The organism is Marinobacter sp. F4216 (genome assembly GCF_019931195.1).
GTDB classification, from domain to species: domain Bacteria; phylum Pseudomonadota; class Gammaproteobacteria; order Pseudomonadales; family Oleiphilaceae; genus Marinobacter; species Marinobacter suaedae.
This window is the reverse complement of record NZ_JAIOUO010000005.1, coordinates 13,319-34,090: the sequence shown is the minus strand read 5'-3', so window position 1 is coordinate 34,090 and position 20,772 is coordinate 13,319. Positions and strand designations below refer to the sequence as shown.

Sequence of the window (20,772 nt, the reverse complement as noted above, 5' to 3'; positions counted from 1 at the left end):
CAACGGAAGCCAGTGCCAGGGATCATGGACGGATCTGGTGGTCTAGTATTGTTGGTCTATTCCCGGATAAAGGATGGTGACAATGACTCTGTTAAGGAAGCTGGTGTTCGTGGTTTCCGCGCTACTGTTGTCTGGTCTGGCGCAGGCGGCTGATGGCCTGATTGCGGTCAAAAGTAACCACAGCGTATCGGACACCACGGAAAGGCTGGTTGCTGCCCTGCAGGACAAAGGCATGATGGTCATGAACCGGATCGATCACGCCGCTGGCGCCGGATCGGTGGGCGCCGAGTTGCGACCCACCGAGGTGGTGATTTTCGGCAACCCGAAAGTGGGGACGCCCCTGATGCAGTGTGCCCAGAGCGTGGCGGTGGATCTGCCCCAGAAGGCGCTGATCTGGGAGGATAACGAGGGGCAGGTCTGGCTTGGGTACAATGATCCGGCCTATCTGAAGGCGCGCCACGGAATCGAAGGCTGTGATGAGGTTCTGGCGAAAGTGGAAGCTGCCCTGGATAATTTTGCCAGTATGGCCACGCGCTGATTCGACGCTTGAGGCAACCGCGCCCGGCCGGGCGTTGCTGCAAAATTTTACACCAAACCGCGAGTGACTGTGGCAGGCTGCGCAGCTCTCGAACCGATTGGCGTCCTCCGGAGCTCGGGGATGACCGGTTTTTCTTACGGTAAAAGGTGATGGTGGTATGGCTTCACGTCGAAAGAATTCAAAGCGTCCTTTATGGCATCCGGCCTTTCTGGGGGCCTGGATCACGGTTTTCATCCTCTGGTTGGTGTCCTTATTGCCGATGGCGACCAAGCAACGTTTCGGTGACTGGCTGGGGCGTAAACTGGCGCGCAAACTGAAATCCAGGGCCAGGGTCGTGGATGCCAACCTGAAGGCCTGCCTGCCAGAACTGGATGACGCTGCCCGGAAGCGGCTGGTTGAAGATACGTTCGTTGCGTCAACCCGCGGTATGCTGGAAAGCACCCACGCCTGGTGGCGGGATGTCGCTCCCTACTGCGAAAGCGAGATCGTTCTGGGTCGGGAGCACCTGGAAGAGGCCAGGAAGCAGGGCCGGGGGGTGCTGCTGATTGGTGGCCATTACAGCATCTTTGATTTTGCCCTTCCGCTGGTTGCCAGCAACCTGGATAAGCCCGGCTATATGTATCGCCCGAACAACAATCCGGTGATTGACCGGATGATCGAGCGGGGCCGGCGTCGCCATTTCAACATTCGCCCGTTTACCAAGCGCGAGCTGCGCCCGATGATGGAGTTCCTGAAAGAGGGGGGGCAGGTCTGGTATGCGTGTGACCAGGATTTTGGTCGCAAGACCGAAGTATTTGCACCTTTCTTCGGGATTCAGGCCGGGTGCATTACCACCCCCAGTTACATCGCCCGGGAATCCGGAGCGGCGATTATCTGTGTGAGTCATCTTAGGCTGCCCGATGGTGGCTACCGGGTCGAGTTTTCGCCCATTCAGGAAGGGTTTGGTGACGATCCGAAACAGGATGCGAAAACCTGGAACGGCTTTATCGAGAGCACCATTCGGGAGTTGCCAGACCAGTACCTGTGGCTGCACAAACGCTTCAAAACCCGCCCCGAAGGCGCGCCCAGCATTTACTGAATCTGGCCGCCATTTGGTTTCTTTAGCGCTGGGGTGAATAAAAACACCTATAGCTTATTCCCCAGTGCTCTGTTAGTGTGCCTGCATCCTGCCTCTAGGGATTCCGCAGTTTTTGGCGAATGACCGCCATGCGAACCTCCATACGACCTGTCAGAGGACGTCACCCCGTTGAACGGCGCGTGACCGTAGTCGTCTTTTTTCCATGAATCATCATGGCATCTGCCCGCATTCACCGGTCCCGGCGTTCGTGGAGGCAGAATAATCAAGAGTTGATCTTATATGAGTTTTTCTTCACTCGGCTTGTCCGAGCAGCTGGTACGTGCCACTTCCGAGCAGGGTTACGAAACCCCGTCCCCCATCCAGGCCAAGGCGATTCCCGCGGTGCTGTCCGGCAAGGATGTTATGGCCGCCGCACAGACAGGAACCGGCAAAACCGCCGGCTTTACCCTGCCGCTGCTGCAGCGCCTGTCGGAAAAGCCACGCACCGGCAAGGGGCCTCGTGCCCTGATCCTCGCACCGACCCGCGAACTGGCGGCTCAGGTACACGACAACGTAGCCCGCTACAGTGCGTACCTGCCCACCCGTTCCGCCGTGGTGTTTGGCGGGGTAAAAATCAATCCGCAGATGATGAAGCTGCGCAAGGGTCTGGACGTTCTGGTGGCAACGCCGGGACGTTTGATGGATCTGTACCAGCAGAACGCCGTTCGCCTGAACGAGGTGGAAGTGCTGGTGCTGGACGAAGCCGACCGGATGCTGGACATGGGCTTTATCCGCGACATCCGCAAGATTCTCGCGCTGTTGCCTGAAAAACGTCAGAACCTGCTGTTCTCCGCCACTTTTTCGAACGAGATTCGCTCACTGGCGCAGGGCCTGCTGGATAACCCCGTGCAAGTGGAAGTGGCCGCTCGCAACACCACTGCAGAGCGGGTGAAGCAGTCGGTTTACCCTGTGGATCAGAGCCAGAAAACGGCACTTCTGAGCAAGCTGGTTCGCGATCACAGCTGGGAACAGGTACTGGTATTCACCCGCACCAAGCACGGTGCCAACCGCCTGACCCAGAAGCTGGAGCGCGATGGCATCACCGCCGCAGCGATTCACGGCAACAAGTCCCAGGGCGCACGTACCCGGGCCCTGAATGAATTCAAGCAAGGGGATATTCGTGTCCTGGTGGCCACCGACATCGCTGCCCGGGGCCTGGACATCAAGCAGTTGCCGCAGGTAGTGAATTTTGAACTGCCCAATGTGCCGGAAGACTACGTGCACCGTATCGGTCGGACCGGTCGTGCCGGCGAGAGCGGCCACGCCCTGTCACTGGTGAGTGCTGACGAAGGCAAATTGCTGGCGGGTATCGAAAAGCTGATCAAGAAGCAGTTGCCGCGTACGGTGGTGGACGGTTTTGAACCGACCAACAACCTGCCGCTCAAGCCGAAGGCCAAGGCCGATCCGAGCAAGGCGCGCAAGCGCCCGGGCGGCGGTAATGGCAAACCGCGCAGCTTTGGTGCCAAGCCCGGCGGGCGCAGTGGTAATGGTAATGGAAATGGCGGTGGCGGCCAGCGTGGCCGCAGTCAGCGCGCCAGTGCCTGACCTGCCATAAAGGAAAGCCAAAAAGGCGGAGCACATGCTCCGCCTTTTTGTTTGTGTCGGATTAAAAAAGCGGGGCCATCAAGGCCCCGCGAGGGGAGTGTACCGTCGGCTTGCTTGCACCCCCCGGTCAGCCGGCCGGACGGTACAGACTTAAAACTTGTAGGTCAGACCCACCATGTAAACCCAGGGGTCGATCTCGACGTCCAGCTTACCGGTGGTGATTTTGCTGCCGTCGGCGGCGTAAACACCGATATCGGCGTCGGTGTCGATATCAATCCACCAGACGGTCGCGTTGACTCCCAGGTTGTCGGTGATCAGGTAGTCGAAGCCCAGTTCGCCGGCCAGGCCGAAACTGTCGTCCAGCTTGATATCTGTCCGGTCGACGGTGCCGGCTGGCGTTCCCAGCACCGCCTGCGCCGCACCATCCAGGGTATCGGTCAGTGTCTGGGTGGTCTTCTCTTCAAAGAAGTTGGTGTAGTTCACGCCGAGGCCAGCGTACGGCTGGAACTTGCTGCCAGAGGGCATGGGGAAGAACTGCACGGTAACGGTTGGCGGCAGATGCTTGGTCTCGGCCAGTTTGCCGGTGCCGCTCAGGGCAGCGCCGTCGCCTTTAATGTCGTGCTTGAACGGCGTTGCGGCCAGCACGCCCAGACCAATCTGGTCGGTCATCATGTAGGTGAGGGTGAGCCCCAGCTGGGTGTCCTTATCGACACTGACCTGAGCCCCGTTAACGACCTCCAGCCCGGGCAGGGAGGTTCGCAGGTTGCTGCTGGATGAATCCGGATCCACGGTGGCAGCGCCGGCGCGACCGATGAAATCGCCAGCCTCATAGGCGTTCACGATGGGGGCGGCAGCCAGAAGGCCGGCGGCAAGTACGCTGAGCTTGAATGTGCGGGACATGATTATCTCCTTAACCTGAAATCTTGTGATGGGTTCAGGTTAAGGCCAGGGCAGAAGGGGAAATTGATCTGGGGCAAGATTCGCCAGCCCACAGGAGGGGTTTGTCCGGAGGCTTGATATGGCTCAAGAAAACGTTAGCTGGCGGGCTTTTACGGATTATCAGGCCGGGCGCTTTTTGTTTCCCGGCAGGGATTCTTCGGGAATGAAAACGTCCCGGACGGACAGTGGCTGCCCCTGGGCATCCCGCACCTGTACCGGGCCGATAGGCTGGCCGCTGGTGCGATCGCGCAGGTCGAGCGGTTGTTCGTCCGGCGCCGGGTTCCACTTGTCGCCCCACTGGCGCAGCGCGATCACCACGGGGAACAGATCCCGGCCCTTGTCGGTCAGGCGGTATTCGAAGCGTGAGCCATGCTCACCCACATCCACCTTCTTCAGTACTTCGTTATCCACCAGGCGAGCCAGGCGATCACACAGAATGTTCTTGGCGATGCCCAGTTCCTGCTGAAAATCCACGAACCGGCGGGTGCCGTACATGGCGTGCAGCACAATCAGCAGGGACCACCAGTCACCGACCTCATTCAGGGCGCGGGCGACGGAGCAATTGGAGTCATCAAAACGTTTTCTGGCCATGTAGGGCAGTGTAGCGAATAGGGTTGCATTTTAAAACCAAATTGAATAGGGTTGCGTTAAGAAACCAAATTGATGAGGTAGCTACTTTGTTTTCGAGCCCTCATCCACAGCCTGAATCCTTATGAAGGAGTTTTTTTGATGAGCATGAATCTGGGTCCTCTGTTCGAACCGTTTGAGATTCAGAACCTGAAGCTCCGCAACCGTGTGGCCATGGCGCCCATGACCCGGAATTTTTCACCCGGTGGCGTGCCTACTGATGAAGTGGTGGAGTATTACCGTCGCCGCGCCGAGGGTGGGGTTGGTCTGCTGATCACCGAAGGCACCACGGTCAATCATGACGGCGCCAACGGTTATCCGAATGTACCGGCGTTTCACGGCGATGAAGCGCTGGCCGGCTGGAAGAAGGTGGTCGACGCGGTGCACGACGCGGGCGGCAAGATTTTCCCCCAGCTCTGGCATGTGGGTGCGGTGCGTAAAGAAGGCACCGAGCCGGATCCGTCCGTGCCTGGTTACAGCCCGTCCGGCCTGTTTGCTCCAGGCAAGCCAAATGGCAAGGCGATGACCAAGGACGACATCGATGATGTGATCAAAGCGTTTGCCGACGCCGCTCAGGACGCCAAGGCCATTGGCTTTGACGGTGTCGAGATTCACGGTGCCCACGGCTACCTGCTGGACCAGTTCCTGTGGGAAGGCACCAACCAGCGTGACGACGAATACGGCGGTAGCATGGAAAACCGTCTGCGCTTCGTGGTCGAAATCGTTGAGGCGGTACGTCATCAGGTCGGGCCGGACTTCCCGATCATGCTGCGTTTCTCCCAGTGGAAGCAGCAGGACTACGAGGCCCGTCTGGTGAACAGCCCGGACGAGCTGGACGCCTTCCTGAAGCCGCTGGTGGAAGCCGGCGTGGACATCTTCCACGCTTCCACCCGTCGATTCTGGGAGCCGGAATTTGAAGGTTCCAACCTGAACCTGGCCGGCTGGACCCAGAAGCTGACCGGCAAACCGACCATGTCGGTGGGCAGTGTCGGCCTGACCGAGGACTTCATCAGTGGCACCTTCGCCAGCAAGAAAGAGGCGGTGGAACAGGCCGGTATCGACGAACTGGTTGAGCGGATGAACAACCGGGAGTTTGAACTGATTGCCGTAGGCCGGGCCCTGCTGCAGGACCCGGAGTGGCTGGTCAAAGTGAAGGAAGGCCGGCTGAGTGAAGTCGAGGCCTTCGCCAGGAAGTCACTGGCCAAACTGTACTGATCTGCGTACCTCTTCAGCCCCGGTAATCCCGGGGCTTTCTTTGCCTGCGGATTAACCCCGCAGGCCGCTGACCAGTTTGTCGATGCTGTCCTTGGCATCCCCGAACAACATGTGGGCGTTATCCTTGAAGAACAGCGGGTTTTCCACGCCGGAATAGCCGGTGGCCATGCCCCGCTTGAGGATCACCACGGTTCGCGCCTTCCAGACTTCCAGCACCGGCATGCCGGCAATGGGACTGCCGGGATCCTCCGCGGCGGCCGGGTTCACGGTGTCGTTGGCACCAATCACCAGCACCACGTCGGTTTCCGGGAAATCCTCGTTGATCTCGTCCATTTCCAGCACGATGTCATAGGGAACATGGGCTTCGGCCAGCAGGACGTTCATATGCCCGGGTAGCCGCCCGGCCACCGGATGGATGCCGAAACGGACGTTCACACCCTTGTCCCGAAGGATCTTGGTCATGTCGCTGACGCCATTCTGGGCCTGGGCCACCGCCATACCGTAACCCGGCACGATAATCACCGAGTCGGAGTTGCGGAGTTCCTCGCACACATCGTCGGCGCTGATCTCCTGGACCGACTGGTCACCATCCACCGCTGCGCTGCTGCCGCCGCTCTGGCCAAAACCACCCAGAATGACGCTGATAAACGAGCGGTTCATCGCCCGGCACATGATGTAGCTGAGAATGGCACCGCTGCTGCCCACCAGTGCGCCGGTGACAATCAACAGGTCATTGCCCAACATGAAGCCGATGGATGCCGCCGCCCAGCCGGAATAGCTGTTCAGCATGGACACCACCACCGGCATGTCGGCACCGCCGATGGCCATGATCAGGTGAACCCCCAGGGCAGAGGCTATGAGCGTCATCACGACCAGGGCGACGATGCCCAGGGTCATGCTGTCGGTGCCAAGAAACCACGCGCCCAGTGCCACGGAGGCGATCACCGCCGCCAGATTCATCAGGTGCCGGCCCGGTAGCGTGAGGGGCTTGCTGTCGATGCGGCCATCGAGTTTTCCACAGGCCACCAGCGAACCGGTGAACGTGATGGCGCCGATGAAGATGCCCACGAACACCTCCACCAGTTTGATCGTGTGTTCGGTGCCGGTGGTGGCTTTCAGGGGTTCGATGTAACCGGCGAAACCCACCAGCACAGCGGCCAGACCGACAAAGCTGTGCAGCAGGGCCACCAGCTGTGGCATCTGGGTCATTTCGACCCGGTTGGCGATCAGGATGCCGCCCGCGGCACCCAGCAAAACGGCAATGGCAATGGCGATCAGGCCACCACCGGTCACCCCGGCGACGGTGGCCACCAGGGCGATGAGGATGCCGGCCACACCGTACCAGTTGCCCCGACGGGCGGATTCCTGGTGGCTGAGGCCGCCCAGGCTGAGAATGAACAGAACGCTGGCCACCACATAGGCGACACTGACGAGTCCGGTGCTCATGGTTGTGCCTCCTATTTACGGAACATTTTCAGCATGCGGTGGGTGACCCGGAAGCCCCCGCCCACATTGATGCTGGCAATCAGCACCGCCACAAACGCCATGATCCCGACGGCAATGTTTTCAGCCTGCGCCAGATGCAGCATGGCGCCGATCACGATGATGCCGCTGATGGCGTTGGTCACGCTCATCAGGGGCGTATGCAGGGACGGTGTCACGTTCCAGATCACCTGCCAGCCGATGAAGCAGGCCAGCACGAACACGGTGAAGTGACTCAGGAAACTTTCGGGGGCATAGGCTCCGACTCCGTAGAGTGCGGCCGCCGTCACGGCCAGCAACGCCAGCTTGCCAATGACTTTGCCGGTCGCTGCCGCTTTGCCCGATTTCTTCGTTTCCGGCACTGCGGGTTCTTCAGTACCCGGAGCGGGTTTGGGGCTGACCGCTGATTTGGGGGCCGGTGGCGGCCAGGTGATGTCCTTGCCGTTGACCACCGTCAGTCCGCGGATGACCTCGTCTTCCATATCCACCACCGGTACGCCGTCTTTCTCTGGCGTCAGCTCGGTGATCAGATGGAACAGGTTGGTGGAGTACAGGTCACTGGCCACCTTGGCCATGCGGCTGGGCAGGTCGGTGTAGCCAATGAGGGTGACGTCGTGTTTCTGGGCAACCTTGCCGGGCTCGGTCAGCTCGCAGTTGCCGCCGCGCTCGGAGGCCAGGTCAACAATCACGCTGCCCGGTTTCATGGATTTCACCATGTCCTCGGTGATCAGCTTGGGTGCCGGCTTGCCGGGGATCAGGGCGGTGGTGATGATGATGTCTACTTCCCGGGCCTGTTCGGCGAACAGGGCCATTTCCGCCTGGATGAATTCATCGCTCATCTGCTTGGCGTAGCCGCCGGAGCCGCTGCCGTCCTCGTCGCCGAAGTCCAGCTCCAGGAACTGGGCGCCCATGCTTTCGATCTGCTCTTTCACTTCCAGCCGGGTGTCAAAGGCGCGAACCACCGCGCCCAGGCTGTTGGCCGCACCTACCGCCGCCAGACCGGCCACACCGGCACCAATCACCATCACCTTGGCGGGCGGTACCTTGCCGGCGGCAGTGACCTGGCCGGTGAAGAACCGGCCAAAGTGATTGGCGGCCTCAATCACCGCACGGTAACCGGCGATGTTGGCCATGGCGCTCAGGGCGTCCATCTTCTGGGCCCGGCTGATGCGGGGCAGGCTGTCGATGGCAAAGCTGGTGATGTGCCGTGCCGCGAGCTTCTCCAGCAGATCGGCGTTCTGGGCCGGCCAGATGTAGCTGGCCAGGTAAGCGCCTTCTTTCATCAGATCCGCTTCGTGTAAGCCCAGCGCCGGGTTCTCCATGGGGGCGCGGACTTTCAGGATAAAGTCCGCTTCCTGCCACAGGGATTTGGTGTCCACCGCCAGAGTAGCGCCGGCGTGCTCGTAGGCGTCGTCCTGGTAGTGCGCGGCTTCGCCGGCGCCGGGTTCGACGATCACCTCGTAACCAAGGTCGATCAGCTTGTGGACGGACGGTGGGGTTGCGGCGACCCGTTTCTCGTCCGTGAAAATCTCCTTCGGGATGCCCAGTTTCATTTTGCCCGCCTCCTCCGGCCGAATCGATGAACCAGGTGTCACCTCTGAAGCCTAGTGCAAGCTGAAAAAACTGCCTGCTTTTAGCGACCTGCAGTCATCATCCTGTGCACCAGTACCCGTTTGCCCGCTCTGCTGAAATGCCGCCAATGCCCCCTGCGCCAGGGACGTGCAGTCCGCGCTGTACTCTTTTGCCTTCGAACAGAATCCCGCCGGGAGCCGGATGTTTGCCCGGCAGCGAACCTGACGTTTTGATGCCCGACAGTATCGGTGTGAACCCGAACCCGTGACCGTGGGCACTGAACACACTGCTGTCTGACCCGGCGCGGCGCCTTTCTGACGCTTGATGTAAACTGCCCTGACGACTCGTTAGCAACGGACGAAGGAGGCAGGGCAGAGTATGGCTGGTGGTACATGGCGGACAGGCGTAGCAGTTGTGCTGATGTTGTCAGCCACTGTCCGGGCGGCTGAACCCGCCTGTGGGCTGGAGGTGCGGACGGAGCTGGACCAGCTGTACTGCGATCTTGTCGCCCGGGGTGAAGGGGCTCGTTTACCATCGCCTGTGGATTTCCGGCGCAACGATCCCGGCGTACAGGCGCTGTTATTGCGCCGGCCGGCCCAGCGCCACGGGCTGGCGGTGCCTGACGCCGTGGCGCCACCGAAAACACCGGAGCCGAATCCGGAACCCAATACCACGGCTGCGACTGGTACGCGGCCAGAATCCCCCGTGGAACAACCGGCTTTACAAGGCCTGGCTCCGTCCTTGTCGGATTGCCAGCTGGCCGGGGATCACATCCGCTGTCCCGAACGCTCCTTCCTGCTGGCGGACAATCAGCCCAACAGCCAGCTCGCCCCTGGCGTACTCGGGGACGAGAATCGTCTGGGACTGACTTCCTTTGAGGGCAACAGGCAGGACCCGGACGCCGTGCGCCAGTATCTGTCCACCGCCTACGACCGTTACATCCCCGCCATGCTCAGCATCGGGCTGGGCGCCAATACCATGAGCTTCACCGCGTTCCACAACGCGTTTCACACCCTGGAGGACGGTGGCGTGGACTTCGCGGCCCGCATGGAAGAGACCTTTCGTCTGCTGAAGCAGGACAAGAAGACCCTGGCCGTGAAGGCCCGCTACCACGATGACCTGCCAGAGCGCCTGGAGCAGTGCCAGGTGATCAACCGGAACATCATCGTGTGCGATAACGTGCGAACCAACTGGGTGTACGTGCAGGAGGGCCGTTAAGCATCGCCGGTCTCCAAAGCGTCCGGGTAGTGCTCCTCCAGCAACTCGTTGACCACGGCCAGGTTCTGGCCAAGCTTCTTGAGACCCAGCAGGCGTGTCCGGCTGAACCTGGCGTCCCTGGGCACAAGCCGCAAAATATAGGCGGCGCGACTGCCCTGATGCACATCCTCTGACTTGTGGAAAAAAGCGTTGCAGAACAGAAGCGCGTCGCCGGCGTCGAGCGACGGCGTGAACTTGGTCCGCTCCAGGTAAGCGTATTCCTGCTCGGTGATCTGAAACGGGGGATGTGGGGGCACCGACGGGTCGACGACTCGAACCAGGCTGTGCAGCTGGTTGGCTTCGCGAATGAGCGATAATCGAACAGCCCCTTCCTCCATGACAATCGACAGCTGTCCGGAGCCCGCCTCCCTGACCGGCATCAGCGGTATCCAGACCGTGAGCATATCCTCGGGGTGCTCCATGAAGCCGATGGAGTCGAAGTCGGTATGGAACGGAAAACCCTGATCCTCGGGTGTCTTCTCCAGGTAAAGATCGGCCAGAATACGGTAGTTGGGCAACAGCTTTTCGATGATGCCGGTGATGTCTAATTCCGGGTCGCGGAACACCATCGGGCCGTAGATCGCCTTGTTGTAGATGTCTGCGTACCAGGTTTCCCCATTTGGCATGGCGTGCAGCTTGGCCGCCAGTTTCTCACGTGTCTCGTCGCTGAGTACCTTGCGTACTACCTCACCATGATGGGGAGAAATGCTCTTCAGAAAGTCGGGACGGGCATGCATAGGGATCCCCCTTGCGTCTGGGGTGGGAATAAACAGCAGCAAAACCACGCTAACAAATGCGAATCCATAACCCAAATCGCTCTTGCATGGACTCTGGACAGAGCAGCTAAAAAAGCGGACATGCACGCGTCTCGCTTTTCGGTCGGTTTTCGCCCGCTCCTCCATGTTTAGCCCGATGCACATTTTTTGCAGGACGGAGCGCCTGAAAATCCGTGCTGGTGTTCTTCTATCTCCATGAATTAGATTAGGAATTGGCGCTGAGATCCAGGTTTGGACGGGACGATGTCGTTGCGGTTTAATGCGAATTCAAACTAAAAGGCTGTTAGGGAGTAAGGAAATACCATGGATCAGGCAGAATATTGGTACGCGGTCGCTTCAGTGCTGCTGTTCTTCAAAATGTTTGCTATCTCCCTCTATCAAGGGTTCCATCGAATCGGGAAGGGCACGTTTAAGACTCCTGAGGATGCTGCTTTCGTCGGACGTGAGCCCGCAAAAGAGGAATTGCCCCAAGTTCAGAGAGCTGCGCGAGCTTGGTTGAATGACCTAGAGAATATTCCCATTTTTCTAGCCCTCGGCATTGCATACGTTTGGGCCGGTGCGGCCCCAGGCATGGCGGTATGGCTTTTCCTCGTGTTCACGGCCGCACGCTACCTCCACACTCTCTTCTATCTGTGCGGAATTCAGCCTTGGAGAACAGTGGCGTATGCAGTTGGGGTTGTCTGTATGTTTGTCATGAGCATTCAGATTCTCGGGGCACTTCCCTAACAAATAGTTGTAGTTTGTTCCGGCCTACACCGGACGCCCTTGTCAGGGCGCCGCTAAACCAAAGAGTTGATCGCCCAATCTGAATGTCCGCTTTGCGGCCCCAGCGGCTAAACTCTGTCGTCATCGTCCTGCCATACTGGGGTTCTAACACTAACCAGACACGGTACAGGCCGGATAGGTTAACTTCCGTACGGTGAAAAAGCCTTTGAGCGTGTACAGTTACGCCCATTCTTTCTGGCTGGAACCCACTCGATGTTTGACGCGTTTGTCTCGACTTTTGTCAGCAGTACCATCCGCTTTCTGTTCCTTCTGGCGCCCTTCTTTGTGGTGACCATGTTCCTCGCCCTGACCCGGGGAGCGCCAAAAGCGGAGAAGTCCTCGATCATCCGGCGCGCCACCGTTTCGGCGTTTGTGCTGGGGGTGCTTCTGTTCTTCGCTGGGCCTCTGCTGTTCAATGCCATCGGCATCACGCTGAATTCGTTCCGGATCGGCGCCGGCTGTTTGCTGTTCCTGACCGCCATCAGCCTGGTTACCAGTGGTACCCGGAACCACGCCACCGGCCTGCCAGATGAGGACCGCGACGATGTGGCGGTGGTCCCGCTGGCGATTCCGGTGATGATCGGTCCGGCCACCATCGGTGCGATCATGGTCTACGGGGCTGAACTCAAGGCCTTCCCGGCCGTGGCGGGTGGCCTGCTGGGGCTGGTGGCTGCGTTGATCATCATGGCGGTGTTGCTGCACCTGTCCGGTTATCTGGAACGGGTTCTGGGCAAGACCGGGCTGAACGTTTTGTCGAAGATCACTGGCCTGATCGTATCTGCCATGGCGGCGGAGATTGTTCTGACGGGTATTGCCGGGTTTATTGCCTCCACATAGAGTGGGGGTGAATTATCCGCCAACGGAGTCGTATGTCCGCCAACACCATTGAAATCAACCGTGCCCGCCAGAGCTTTGCCGGCGTTTCGGCGATCTGGCTGTTTGGCTACGGTTCGCTGATCTACAAAGTGGATTTCCCGTTTCTGGAACAGCGTCCTGCCACCATCCGGGGCTGGCAGCGCCGGTTCTGGCAGGGCTCTCACGACCATCGCGGTACCCCGGAAGCGCCCGGCAGGGTGGTGACGCTGGTCGAACAGCCGGATGCGGTGTGCAAGGGTATGGCGTACCGGGTGTCGCCTGCGGTGTTCGAGCATCTGGATGTGCGGGAGAAGAACGGTTACCTGCGCTTTACCACCCGGCTTACCTTCGACGACGGCAGCCACGGTGAGGGTGTGGTGTACATCGCCACGGAGGACAACGAGGCCTTCCTGGGCCACGCACCGGATGAAGACATTGCCCGACAGATTGCCCGGGCATCCGGCCCCAGCGGACCCAATTCCGAATACCTCCTGCGGCTTGCCGACTCTCTGCGGCAGTTGGGAGACGACTGTACACACACCTTTGCCATCGAACGCCACCTCAAAACGGTCTCATTCGACGACGAATAGTCCTCGTAACGTCAAGGGCGCGCCGCTTTCCGTAAAGATTATGCAAAGCCGGGGCGCCGCTGCTGACATTCCCTGACGGTTCGATAACCTGAAATCACGAGGCGACCGGAACGTGACCGGACGCAGGTTCAGATTCTTGATGGACAGGAGAACCGCTATGAAGGTGAAGCACCTATTGATGAGCAGTTGCATGGTTGCCCTGCTGGCCAGCGGGACATCGGCACTGGCTGGTGAGCGTGCCCATTCTGGTCGGGATGGAGCCCTGCAGAACGCGCACAAGCAGCTCACTATTCTGAAGGCTGAGTATCACCGGGATCGCAGGGATCATGACCGGGGCCGGCATGACAGTCACCGTCCTCACAAGCGGGACCATCACCGGGACCGCGATCGGCACCACAGCCGTCATGGCCATCACCATCGCGAGCATCACGGCTATAGCCGCCACGACCGTCATCGGCACGGACATGGGCATCGCAAAGGTCACTACCGCCATGACCGCCGCCACTATGGTAAATGGCACCATGGCCATCATGGTCACCGGCACGGTTACCGGACCGGTGGGCACCACTCTGTTTCCCCCGAGTTTCGGGTAGCGAGAATTATCCACAATACCCGTGAGCTGATACGGGATTCCCATCGCTGAAAACAGCGTGGTGCAGGGATGCCCCCGGGAAGCTGGGGGCATCGAAAGCTATCGTTTAAAGCCCTCGGACTGGCACGGATTCGTCCTCAAAAAACTGACCATTCTTGAGGTAGTGAATGACCTGGGCAATGACCTCATCGTCTTCCATCATGAAAGGATGGGTAACCGGCATTGTGATGTGATCGTTCATCCCTTCAAGCCTGGTGTTTTCAACGGACACCTTCCCGTCATCCGTGTCAGGGATCAGGGTCGATAAAATCCAGTTGATGCTCTGTGTTCCCGCAATAATGCCAACATCGAACCGGGCCTTGCCCAGCGCCTTCGGCACGCTGAACTCGCCGGTGCCCAACTGCAGCCCGGCATCGCCGTTAATAAAGTGAAAGCCCGGTACATCCCGTAGTTCATCGACCACTTCGCTGCCTTGATTTGGCGGGCCCAGCATCACCACCCGGCCAAGGTTCTCGATGCTGTGCTCGCTAAGATACTGGCGCACCAGAATCCCGCCGAGCGAGTGGGTGACGAAGTTGACCGCCATGCCCTGGGGGCATTTTTCGAGTGCCGGAGGTATGGCCAACTCCGCCAGTTCCTCGATCGGATGGTCCCGGGACGGATAGGTGTCGTTGATCGGGAAGAAGCCCGCATCGAGCAGGGCGTGTTCGAGCGTTTCCATGGAATCTGCGGTTCTTGCAAGACCATGCAGAAGCACCACGCAAGACGCGGCGGCGGGCAGGGAACAGGCCAGTAATGCCGCTAACAACAGTACTCTCATTTCAGTACACAGCCTCAACGAGTCAAAAGCCAGCAGGTGCCCGCTCAATGCGTTCTTCGAACAGAAGCAGGCCCTGAACCTAGTTTCGCATATTTAGCTTCAGGGCCATCTGGGTCAGGCCGCAACCTGGCAATTACGCTTTGAATCTGTGGATGGCTGGCGAACCGTCCTGTGGCGCCAGCCTATCATCAGCAGGGGCACCACGATCATCAGGCTGCCCGCCACGAACCAGAGGTCCGGCACTTCGCTGAAGCCGATCCAGCCAATACACACCGCCCAGATCAGGCCGGTGTATTCGGCGCTGGTGACCTGATTGGCATCCACCTGCCGATAAGCCAGCAACACCGTCACGTTGTAGCCCAGAATGAACAGTGCCGAGCCCAGGGCGCTGGTGAGCATGCTGAAATCCATCGGTACGCCTTCCCACAGGGCCAGGGCGCCGGCCATGGGCAACAGCAGCAGGTAGTTCAGGAACAGCTTGTGGACCGTGGACTGCTCTGCCGGGAGCCGACGCACCAGTACGGCGGCCAGAGCCAGTGCCAGCGCTGCGCCCAGGGCCGCGATCGCCGCCCAGTTAAACTCGATCGGGCGCAGAATCACGACAATGCCCAGAAAACCACTGACTACCGCACCGGTGCTGAGCAGTGTCAGGCGCTCCCGGAACAGGGCGGCCGCCAGCACCATCACCAGAATGGGTGCGGCATAGAACACCGCGTTGGCCGTGGCCAGCGGCAGGTTGCCCAGTGCGACCAACATGCACAGAATGCCGCCCAGCTGGATATGCGCCCGCAGGGCATGGATTTTCAGGCCGGTGAACAGGTGCCGGCGGCTTACCTGCTTCGCCAGAGGCAGCAGCAGAAGCAGGGTGATCAACGATCGCAGGAACGCGAACTGGAACACCGGGGCTTCCGGTTCTAGCAGCTTCACGAACACATCCGAAATCAACGCCAGGGCGTTGCCGATGACCAGCAGGATAATAACACCTTTAGATCTGCGTTTAGTGTAACGCTATCAGGCGTCTACTGTATCGGGGGGCTTGTCAGTTGCGGCCGGGGAAAGTGCCTGGAATCGAGTCTAGCACTACAGTGAGTCTTTCTTAATCTCTTCAATACCAAACTGCGCTGGGTGAAATATAACCTATTATTTTGCAATGTTTTTCAGTGAATTTTTATGGTGTTTGGTAGGCTGCTAACCACGGTAATGGCCTCGAATGCCGGTGGCGTTAGCCTTCTCTAGATGTATAGGCACATCAGGTTTCAACACTGCAGAATAATTCAAGTATGGAGAAGAACATTGAAAGGTAAGATCCTCGATTTCAACAAAGAAAGCCAAAGCGGTGTGATTTCAGGCACCGATGGGAACCGTTACAAGCTGGAAGCTGCGAACTGGAAAGGCAGTGTTGCGCCGAAGGCGGGTGCCTCCGTTGATTTTTCCGTTAACGGCGACGTTGCTGAAGAGATTTACATGGATGGCGGTCAAAGCACCGGCGGCGCTTCAAAGAAGATTGCAGCGGCCCTGTTTGCGTTCTTCCTGGGCGCTTTCGGTGCTCACAAGTTCTACCTGGGCTACACCAAGCAGGGCGTCATCATGCTGCTGACCTTCCTGTTCGGTTTCATCCTGCTGGGTATTCCATCCCTGGTGATCGGCGTCATCGCCTTCATCGAGTTCATCATGTATCTCATCAAGTCGGATGACGAGTTTGAAGCAACCTATGTTGCTGGCAATAAGGCCTGGTTCTAAACGGCCCCACCCCTTGTAGTGTGATAACCCCGTCAGGATTCGGCGCATGCTGCCGCCTGATGGGACTCTTTGAGTAAGACGTCGCTTGAACGTGACGATGAGTCTGGGGCCCTCCCGGACTCGGTCAAACCCCGGATGGGATGCCTCTCACCCAGTTCCCGAATTAGGCCCAGCCAGAGTGGTAAAAACCGACGCCGGTTTTGCTAGGGCTCGTCTGTGCAATGCCCCGATCGGAGGGCGTGGATTTAATTCGGAAGCGGGGTCAGTGAACTGCAAAAGGTAACCGTCTCCAGGCAGGCTCAACGGGTGTGAAAAGCGGCAAACCAGAAGTAATGAGAAACACAATGCTGAAGGCAGTTAGCAAAATGAAGCGATCGAATCTCGCTGCGGCGGTAGCACTGGGATCATCTGTGCTTGTGTCGGGCTGTGCGTCGATGGCGTCGTTCAAAGAAGGCGCGAGCGAATTTGGCACAGCGGTTTCGGAGAGTGCCGGAAAAATTGGAGGGGCGATCCTTGGGGCCGGTATTGGCTACCTGGCCTGTGACGGCGACCCGAGATGTATCGTGGCCGGTGCTTTTGTGGGCACCGTTTTGGGCGAAGTCTACGATCAGCGTCAGGAACAACTGCGTCGGCTGGCGGAAGAGAAGAACATTGATCTTGAAACCCGAACCGTCAAGACCTTCAACTTTGAGGCCGACTCGGAGAACGCGCTGGAGCTGGCGATCAACGAAGGCGGCATGTTCGAGGTTGGCTCCGACCGTCTGAAAACCAAGGCGCGTATGGATTTGATGTCGATCGCCGTCATCTATCGCCAACAAACCGACGCATCGCCGGAGAAACAGAAAGTTCTGGACAACAGTAAGATTCTGATCATTGGCCACTCCGATGCCACCGGCTCAGAGGCTTACAACCGGCAACTTTCCGAGCGTCGTGCCCACACCGTAGCCAAACTGTTTGCCGAGGTGGGTGTCCCATCCGATCGGCTTTATTTCCAAGGCGCCGGTGAGTCCCAGCCTGTTGCCACAAACGACACGCCTGAGGGGCGGTCGGCCAACCGTCGCGTTGAGATAGTTGAGATTGACAGCGAACCATCCTTGGCCGCGTACAACCTTCAGCGCCAGAACGATCGCAAGTACCTGGCCCACTCCAACCGAACCGCCGAAGAAAAGGCAGACATCCGCAAACGCGTAAAGCCTGAGCCTGAACAGGTCAGCCAGCCGGCCGTGGCGGCGTCAAAACCCGCGCCAGAGCCGAAATCAGCACCGGTGTCAGCACCCACGCCATCTCCCTCGTCCGTAGCGCTTCTGGACTTTGGCGGGGCACCCGCATCCGCAGACTTTAGCCGGATTCAACAAGCGGCGGGCTCCACCAAATCCGACAGTGGTATTCCCCTGTTCTCTAAAGCATTCGCGGATGATCAGGTGAGCCTGTCTCCCTGTTACATGGAAGCGCCGCGCGTCACCGGTGACATCCAGAATCTTGCGACCGGCAAGAAACTGGACGCCAGCGAACTTGACATGGCGGATCTGTGGCCGGGTCTGAACGGTAGTGTCTGGTACGACGGCAGCGTCAACGGTCACGGCATTGGTTACGACGGTTTGGTGGTCGCCAAAGGCGCGGGCATACCCAAAGGTCGGCCCACGGTGAAGATCTACGAAAATGTCCAAGCCGATCTTGCCCCAGACTACGTGAGCGAGCCTCATATCGAGTCCTATCCCGGTGAGAAGGGCCTGCTGTTGAGGACCTATTTTGAGGAGAATCATCCAGTTGCGTGCATGGATGTGGTAATGGCCAAGACCGCCAGTCCCTCGACCAAAGCCGCTGTTCTGTACTACGCCGCCGGCGACACCATCTACGAAAAAAACATCGAGCTGAAGCGCATCAAGTGACCGGCTGTTTCACATTCATTTAATCGAGGATTTCACTATGGACAGCATTCTCAGCGCCATGAACGAATACCGAATCATTCTCGGGGCGATCGTTCTCACCTTGGTGGCCTATCTCCTGATGAAGGCCTACTGGAAAAAAATCTCGTTCTCCGTTCTCCGTATTCGAATGAATATGCCCGTTTTCGGCAAGATCAATGCCCTCGCCAAGAATCCCGCTCGCGACGAATCCGGTTGGTTCCACTCAGAAAGAGATCTTTGTGGCGCATTTGAAGCCTATTACAAAGACACCACTAAGGATGCGGACTTTTATGACAACTGCGTAAACTATCTGAGTAAAGTGGGTGAGCTTGGCCGCAAGAACCTTGGATTCTTCGGTTGGCTGGTCATTAGCGTCATGGTGTTCATAGAGGCTATGGGATTAGCCTATGTGTTAGCTGGTTACGCCATTCCTGGCGCGAGCGAGTCTCTACAGCAAGAGGCTGCCATTGCACTAGCGTTTGCAGTTTCTGTTTTGCTGGTCGCCTTTACGCATCACACGGGACACGAATTGCACCGGAACCAGCTGATCAAGACCGTCCGGATCTGGTGGGAACAGAGCAAAGGCGATCCGGAGTTGTCTGCGCCCAGTGTGAAGCTTGCACAAGATAGTGATGACGATGGAGATCCCGCCTGGCGGCAATTGTTGGGTCGTCTCCCAGTCAATGGTCGAGTCACGCCTTCTTACTTAATAACCACCATTACCTTCATTTTTGTGGTTGCGGTTGCGATTGGTTCGACCTATGTGCGTGGTCAGGTATTGGAAGCGGAAGCGACCGAGCAGCATCGTGTTGAAGCCCAAGGCGGCCCGTCAGCCGTGCCAAACGATCCCTATGCCGCCGCCGTACCGCCCGATCTGATGGCAAGTCAGAGCGAGACGGATGCTGCGGTGTCCGAACAGCTCAAGGACGCCACACTTAAGGGTGGTTGGGCAACGTTCATTGTTTTGGCTGTAATCTTTATGTTCCTACAAGCGCTGGGGGTGCTGCTCGGTTACAAAACAGGCTTTGCCGGCAAGGAATCGAAAAAAGCATTCAAGTTCTCTCGTAAATTCAATACTCGAGATGAATTTGAGGCTTATCACAGGGACAAGCGTAAACTGGTTGCTCAGATTGCCCAGCGTAACTTGACCGAGCTGCAGGCGCGGATGGCCAAAAAACTGAGCCAGACCACCATCGATAAGGGGATGCTCAAAACCCTGGAGAGTGGCAATGGTCGACGTTTCCTCCATTACGTCCACGAGAGCAACATCGAGCATGGTCAGCACGATGTCAACGAAGCCCGGGCTCGCAGCGCCCGCGATTCTCAGCTCGCCGAGGTGGGCCCAGCTCATGCGGCTCCAGAGCCTGCTCCAGCGTCCGAACACGCTCCCGCATCTGATAGCCATGGCCTGAACGAAGAAGACATCCAGCAATGGATCGATAAACTGGGCTGGGATCGCCAGCGCACGATTGATCTGTTGGTCAAACAGCGCGCGAAAAAAGCCCAAGAAACCAAGCCAGCCGTGTCGGAGGAAGACGCGCTGCGGATGCTGGAGGAGGCCGATCAATGATGCCAGGGATTGGAGCTGGATTGGTACGAGCCTTTGCGGCCTGCCTGCTCGCGGGGGCGACGTCGGTCGTCCACGGCGCCGGCCGGGACGATTTTCCGACCTGTTACGGCGTGTTAGGGGGCATGGTGCAGGAACAGCCGGCCAAGCGCGAGCTGTTCGTGGTGATCGATCAAACCCTGGAGTTCAACGTCGACCTTAAGCGCCATGTGCACGCCAAGGTTCACGAATACCTTCAGCCCGGCGATCGAGTCAGTGTGTTGACGTTCAGTGCGTACGCCGAAGGTCGTTATGCGCAGATGCCTCTGACCGGAAAACTCGATCATCCCCTGGATGAGGACACCCGGTTTGAAACTGGTAAATCCGATCTCCGCAAGTTCGACCGATGCATGGAACGCCAGCAGGCGTTTGTGAGGGCGAAAGTCGATGAAACCTTGAAGGCCGCGTTTGCCGAGGCCAGCACCGACCTCCCCAAGACCGAACTGATGGGTTCGTTGTTCAACTTTGGCCACGGTGTCATCAGTGCGTCGCAAACCCCCGAGAAGACTGTCTTGATCGTCTCCGACATGATGGAAAACTCAAGTGCGGTGTCGTTCTACCGAAATGGGGGTATCTCCAACCTCAATGTCGACGCTGCTCTGAAACAAACGGAAGAAGCCGGGCTGTTCAGTAACCTCGGTGGAGCGACGGTCAACGTCATCGGGGCTGGTATTTCTGGTAACGACGGCTATCTCAGCCAAACCGCGATGCGCAAGATGCAGTCGTTCTGGCGTGATTACTTCGAGCAATCCGAAGCGCGGCTGGCCGGTTGGGGACAGCCCGAACTATTTGGTTCCATCCAATAAACTGAATGCCTAAGGGGTTTTTC

General features: G+C 58.5%; 20 protein-coding genes. 13 read left to right on the top strand and 7 right to left on the bottom strand.

Annotated elements, in window-relative coordinates:
• Nucleotides 1-82: 82 nt before the first annotated feature.
• From K8I84_RS12005 to K8I84_RS11995, 3 genes are all read left to right on the top strand, one after another.
• The gene (locus K8I84_RS12005) at nucleotides 83-538 is read left to right on the top strand and encodes a DUF302 domain-containing protein (RefSeq protein ID WP_223795013.1); all 456 of its coding nucleotides are present in this window, start codon (nucleotides 83-85) and stop codon (nucleotides 536-538) included.
• A 157-nt stretch (nucleotides 539-695) separates the two neighbouring features.
• Complete coding sequence (locus K8I84_RS12000; protein ID WP_223795012.1) at nucleotides 696-1,616, top strand: lysophospholipid acyltransferase family protein; 921 nt, start codon at nucleotides 696-698, stop codon at nucleotides 1,614-1,616.
• Nucleotides 1,617-1,895: 279 nt separating this feature from the next.
• Nucleotides 1,896-3,200: a DEAD/DEAH box helicase gene (locus K8I84_RS11995; RefSeq protein WP_223795011.1), complete on the top strand. Its 1,305-nt coding sequence runs from the start codon at nucleotides 1,896-1,898 to the stop codon at nucleotides 3,198-3,200.
• A gap of 150 nt (nucleotides 3,201-3,350) precedes the next feature.
• On the opposite strand, the gene K8I84_RS11990 is transcribed toward K8I84_RS11995, so the two are convergent.
• Together K8I84_RS11990 and K8I84_RS11985 are read right to left on the bottom strand one after the other, a co-directional pair.
• Complete coding sequence (locus K8I84_RS11990; RefSeq protein WP_223795010.1) at nucleotides 3,351-4,100, bottom strand: OmpW/AlkL family protein; 750 nt, start codon at nucleotides 4,098-4,100, stop codon at nucleotides 3,351-3,353.
• Nucleotides 4,101-4,259: 159 nt separating this feature from the next.
• The gene (locus K8I84_RS11985; RefSeq protein ID WP_223795009.1) at nucleotides 4,260-4,730 is read right to left on the bottom strand and encodes a winged helix-turn-helix transcriptional regulator; all 471 of its coding nucleotides are present in this window, start codon (nucleotides 4,728-4,730) and stop codon (nucleotides 4,260-4,262) included.
• 138 nt (nucleotides 4,731-4,868) lie between these two features.
• On the opposite strand from K8I84_RS11985, the gene K8I84_RS11980 reads away from it, so the two are divergent.
• Nucleotides 4,869-5,981, top strand: a complete 1,113-nt coding sequence (locus K8I84_RS11980) for an NADH:flavin oxidoreductase (protein WP_223795008.1) — start codon at nucleotides 4,869-4,871, stop codon at nucleotides 5,979-5,981.
• A 51-nt stretch (nucleotides 5,982-6,032) separates the two neighbouring features.
• Here the strand turns inward: K8I84_RS11980 and pntB are convergent, their stop codons facing one another.
• Together pntB and K8I84_RS11970 are read right to left on the bottom strand one after the other, a co-directional pair.
• Entirely contained in the window at nucleotides 6,033-7,427 is a 1,395-nt protein-coding gene (gene pntB, locus K8I84_RS11975) for a Re/Si-specific NAD(P)(+) transhydrogenase subunit beta (RefSeq protein WP_223795007.1), read from the bottom strand.
• A gap of 11 nt (nucleotides 7,428-7,438) precedes the next feature.
• Nucleotides 7,439-9,016, bottom strand: a complete 1,578-nt coding sequence (locus K8I84_RS11970) for a Re/Si-specific NAD(P)(+) transhydrogenase subunit alpha (RefSeq protein WP_223795006.1) — start codon at nucleotides 9,014-9,016, stop codon at nucleotides 7,439-7,441.
• A 397-nt stretch (nucleotides 9,017-9,413) separates the two neighbouring features.
• Here K8I84_RS11970 and K8I84_RS11965 point away from each other — a divergent pair, with 397 nt between their 5' ends.
• Nucleotides 9,414-10,253, top strand: a complete 840-nt coding sequence (locus K8I84_RS11965; protein WP_223795005.1) for a hypothetical protein — start codon at nucleotides 9,414-9,416, stop codon at nucleotides 10,251-10,253.
• On the opposite strand, the gene K8I84_RS11960 is transcribed toward K8I84_RS11965, so the two are convergent.
• Complete coding sequence (locus K8I84_RS11960) at nucleotides 10,250-11,029, bottom strand: hypothetical protein (protein ID WP_223795004.1); 780 nt, start codon at nucleotides 11,027-11,029, stop codon at nucleotides 10,250-10,252. The genes K8I84_RS11965 and K8I84_RS11960 overlap by 4 nt on opposite strands.
• Nucleotides 11,030-11,371: 342 nt before the next feature.
• Between K8I84_RS11960 and K8I84_RS11955 the strand changes: the two genes are divergently transcribed.
• The 4 genes from K8I84_RS11955 to K8I84_RS11940 all read left to right on the top strand — a co-directional run bounded on the left by K8I84_RS11955 (nucleotide 11,372) and on the right by K8I84_RS11940 (nucleotide 13,921).
• A complete protein-coding gene (locus K8I84_RS11955) occupies nucleotides 11,372-11,794 on the top strand; it encodes an MAPEG family protein (RefSeq protein WP_223795003.1) in 423 nt (140 codons plus the stop codon).
• Nucleotides 11,795-12,046: 252 nt separating this feature from the next.
• A complete protein-coding gene (locus K8I84_RS11950) occupies nucleotides 12,047-12,670 on the top strand; it encodes a MarC family protein (protein ID WP_223795002.1) in 624 nt (207 codons plus the stop codon).
• A 32-nt stretch (nucleotides 12,671-12,702) separates the two neighbouring features.
• A complete protein-coding gene (locus K8I84_RS11945) occupies nucleotides 12,703-13,278 on the top strand; it encodes a gamma-glutamylcyclotransferase (protein ID WP_223795001.1) in 576 nt (191 codons plus the stop codon).
• Between the two features lie 157 nt (nucleotides 13,279-13,435).
• Entirely contained in the window at nucleotides 13,436-13,921 is a 486-nt protein-coding gene (locus K8I84_RS11940) for a hypothetical protein (protein ID WP_223795000.1), read from the top strand.
• 55 nt (nucleotides 13,922-13,976) lie between these two features.
• Here the strand turns inward: K8I84_RS11940 and K8I84_RS11935 are convergent, their stop codons facing one another.
• Nucleotides 13,977-14,690: an esterase/lipase family protein gene (locus K8I84_RS11935; protein WP_223794999.1), complete on the bottom strand. Its 714-nt coding sequence runs from the start codon at nucleotides 14,688-14,690 to the stop codon at nucleotides 13,977-13,979.
• A gap of 114 nt (nucleotides 14,691-14,804) precedes the next feature.
• Nucleotides 14,805-15,668: a DMT family transporter gene (locus K8I84_RS11930; protein WP_223795038.1), complete on the bottom strand. Its 864-nt coding sequence runs from the start codon at nucleotides 15,666-15,668 to the stop codon at nucleotides 14,805-14,807.
• A gap of 315 nt (nucleotides 15,669-15,983) precedes the next feature.
• On the opposite strand from K8I84_RS11930, the gene K8I84_RS11925 reads away from it, so the two are divergent.
• The 4 genes from K8I84_RS11925 (at nucleotide 15,984) to K8I84_RS11910 (ending at nucleotide 20,749) form a co-directional block, all read left to right on the top strand.
• Nucleotides 15,984-16,430: a TM2 domain-containing protein gene (locus K8I84_RS11925; protein ID WP_223794998.1), complete on the top strand. Its 447-nt coding sequence runs from the start codon at nucleotides 15,984-15,986 to the stop codon at nucleotides 16,428-16,430.
• Nucleotides 16,431-16,795: 365 nt separating this feature from the next.
• Entirely contained in the window at nucleotides 16,796-18,319 is a 1,524-nt protein-coding gene (locus K8I84_RS11920; RefSeq protein ID WP_223794997.1) for an OmpA family protein, read from the top strand.
• Between the two features lie 37 nt (nucleotides 18,320-18,356).
• A complete protein-coding gene (locus K8I84_RS11915; protein WP_223794996.1) occupies nucleotides 18,357-19,907 on the top strand; it encodes a hypothetical protein in 1,551 nt (516 codons plus the stop codon).
• Nucleotides 19,904-20,749 carry a hypothetical protein gene (locus K8I84_RS11910; RefSeq protein WP_223794995.1) on the top strand — a complete coding sequence of 282 codons (846 nt, stop codon included), beginning with the start codon at nucleotides 19,904-19,906 and terminating at the stop codon, nucleotides 20,747-20,749. The genes K8I84_RS11915 and K8I84_RS11910 overlap by 4 nt, the downstream gene beginning before the upstream one ends.
• The last annotated feature ends 23 nt before the right edge of the window (nucleotides 20,750-20,772 follow it).

Coding starts and splice junctions, on each gene's coding strand:
- K8I84_RS11940 (WP_223795000.1), top strand. CDS start 13,436: ATGAAGGTGAAGCACCTATTGATGAGCAGTTGCATGGTTGCCCTGCTG.
- K8I84_RS11980 (WP_223795008.1), top strand. CDS start 4,869: ATGAGCATGAATCTGGGTCCTCTGTTCGAACCGTTTGAGATTCAGAAC.
- K8I84_RS12005 (WP_223795013.1), top strand. CDS start 83: ATGACTCTGTTAAGGAAGCTGGTGTTCGTGGTTTCCGCGCTACTGTTG.
- pntB (WP_223795007.1), bottom strand. CDS start 7,427: ATGAGCACCGGACTCGTCAGTGTCGCCTATGTGGTGGCCAGCGTTCTG.
- K8I84_RS11910 (WP_223794995.1), top strand. CDS start 19,904: ATGATGCCAGGGATTGGAGCTGGATTGGTACGAGCCTTTGCGGCCTGC.
- K8I84_RS11920 (WP_223794997.1), top strand. CDS start 16,796: ATGAAGCGATCGAATCTCGCTGCGGCGGTAGCACTGGGATCATCTGTG.
- K8I84_RS11960 (WP_223795004.1), bottom strand. CDS start 11,029: ATGCATGCCCGTCCCGACTTTCTGAAGAGCATTTCTCCCCATCATGGT.
- K8I84_RS11965 (WP_223795005.1), top strand. CDS start 9,414: ATGGCTGGTGGTACATGGCGGACAGGCGTAGCAGTTGTGCTGATGTTG.
- K8I84_RS11935 (WP_223794999.1), bottom strand. CDS start 14,690: ATGAGAGTACTGTTGTTAGCGGCATTACTGGCCTGTTCCCTGCCCGCC.
- K8I84_RS12000 (WP_223795012.1), top strand. CDS start 696: ATGGCTTCACGTCGAAAGAATTCAAAGCGTCCTTTATGGCATCCGGCC.
- K8I84_RS11915 (WP_223794996.1), top strand. CDS start 18,357: ATGGACAGCATTCTCAGCGCCATGAACGAATACCGAATCATTCTCGGG.
- K8I84_RS11955 (WP_223795003.1), top strand. CDS start 11,372: ATGGATCAGGCAGAATATTGGTACGCGGTCGCTTCAGTGCTGCTGTTC.
- K8I84_RS11970 (WP_223795006.1), bottom strand. CDS start 9,016: ATGAAACTGGGCATCCCGAAGGAGATTTTCACGGACGAGAAACGGGTC.
- K8I84_RS11945 (WP_223795001.1), top strand. CDS start 12,703: ATGTCCGCCAACACCATTGAAATCAACCGTGCCCGCCAGAGCTTTGCC.
- K8I84_RS11950 (WP_223795002.1), top strand. CDS start 12,047: ATGTTTGACGCGTTTGTCTCGACTTTTGTCAGCAGTACCATCCGCTTT.
- K8I84_RS11995 (WP_223795011.1), top strand. CDS start 1,896: ATGAGTTTTTCTTCACTCGGCTTGTCCGAGCAGCTGGTACGTGCCACT.
- K8I84_RS11990 (WP_223795010.1), bottom strand. CDS start 4,100: ATGTCCCGCACATTCAAGCTCAGCGTACTTGCCGCCGGCCTTCTGGCT.
- K8I84_RS11985 (WP_223795009.1), bottom strand. CDS start 4,730: ATGGCCAGAAAACGTTTTGATGACTCCAATTGCTCCGTCGCCCGCGCC.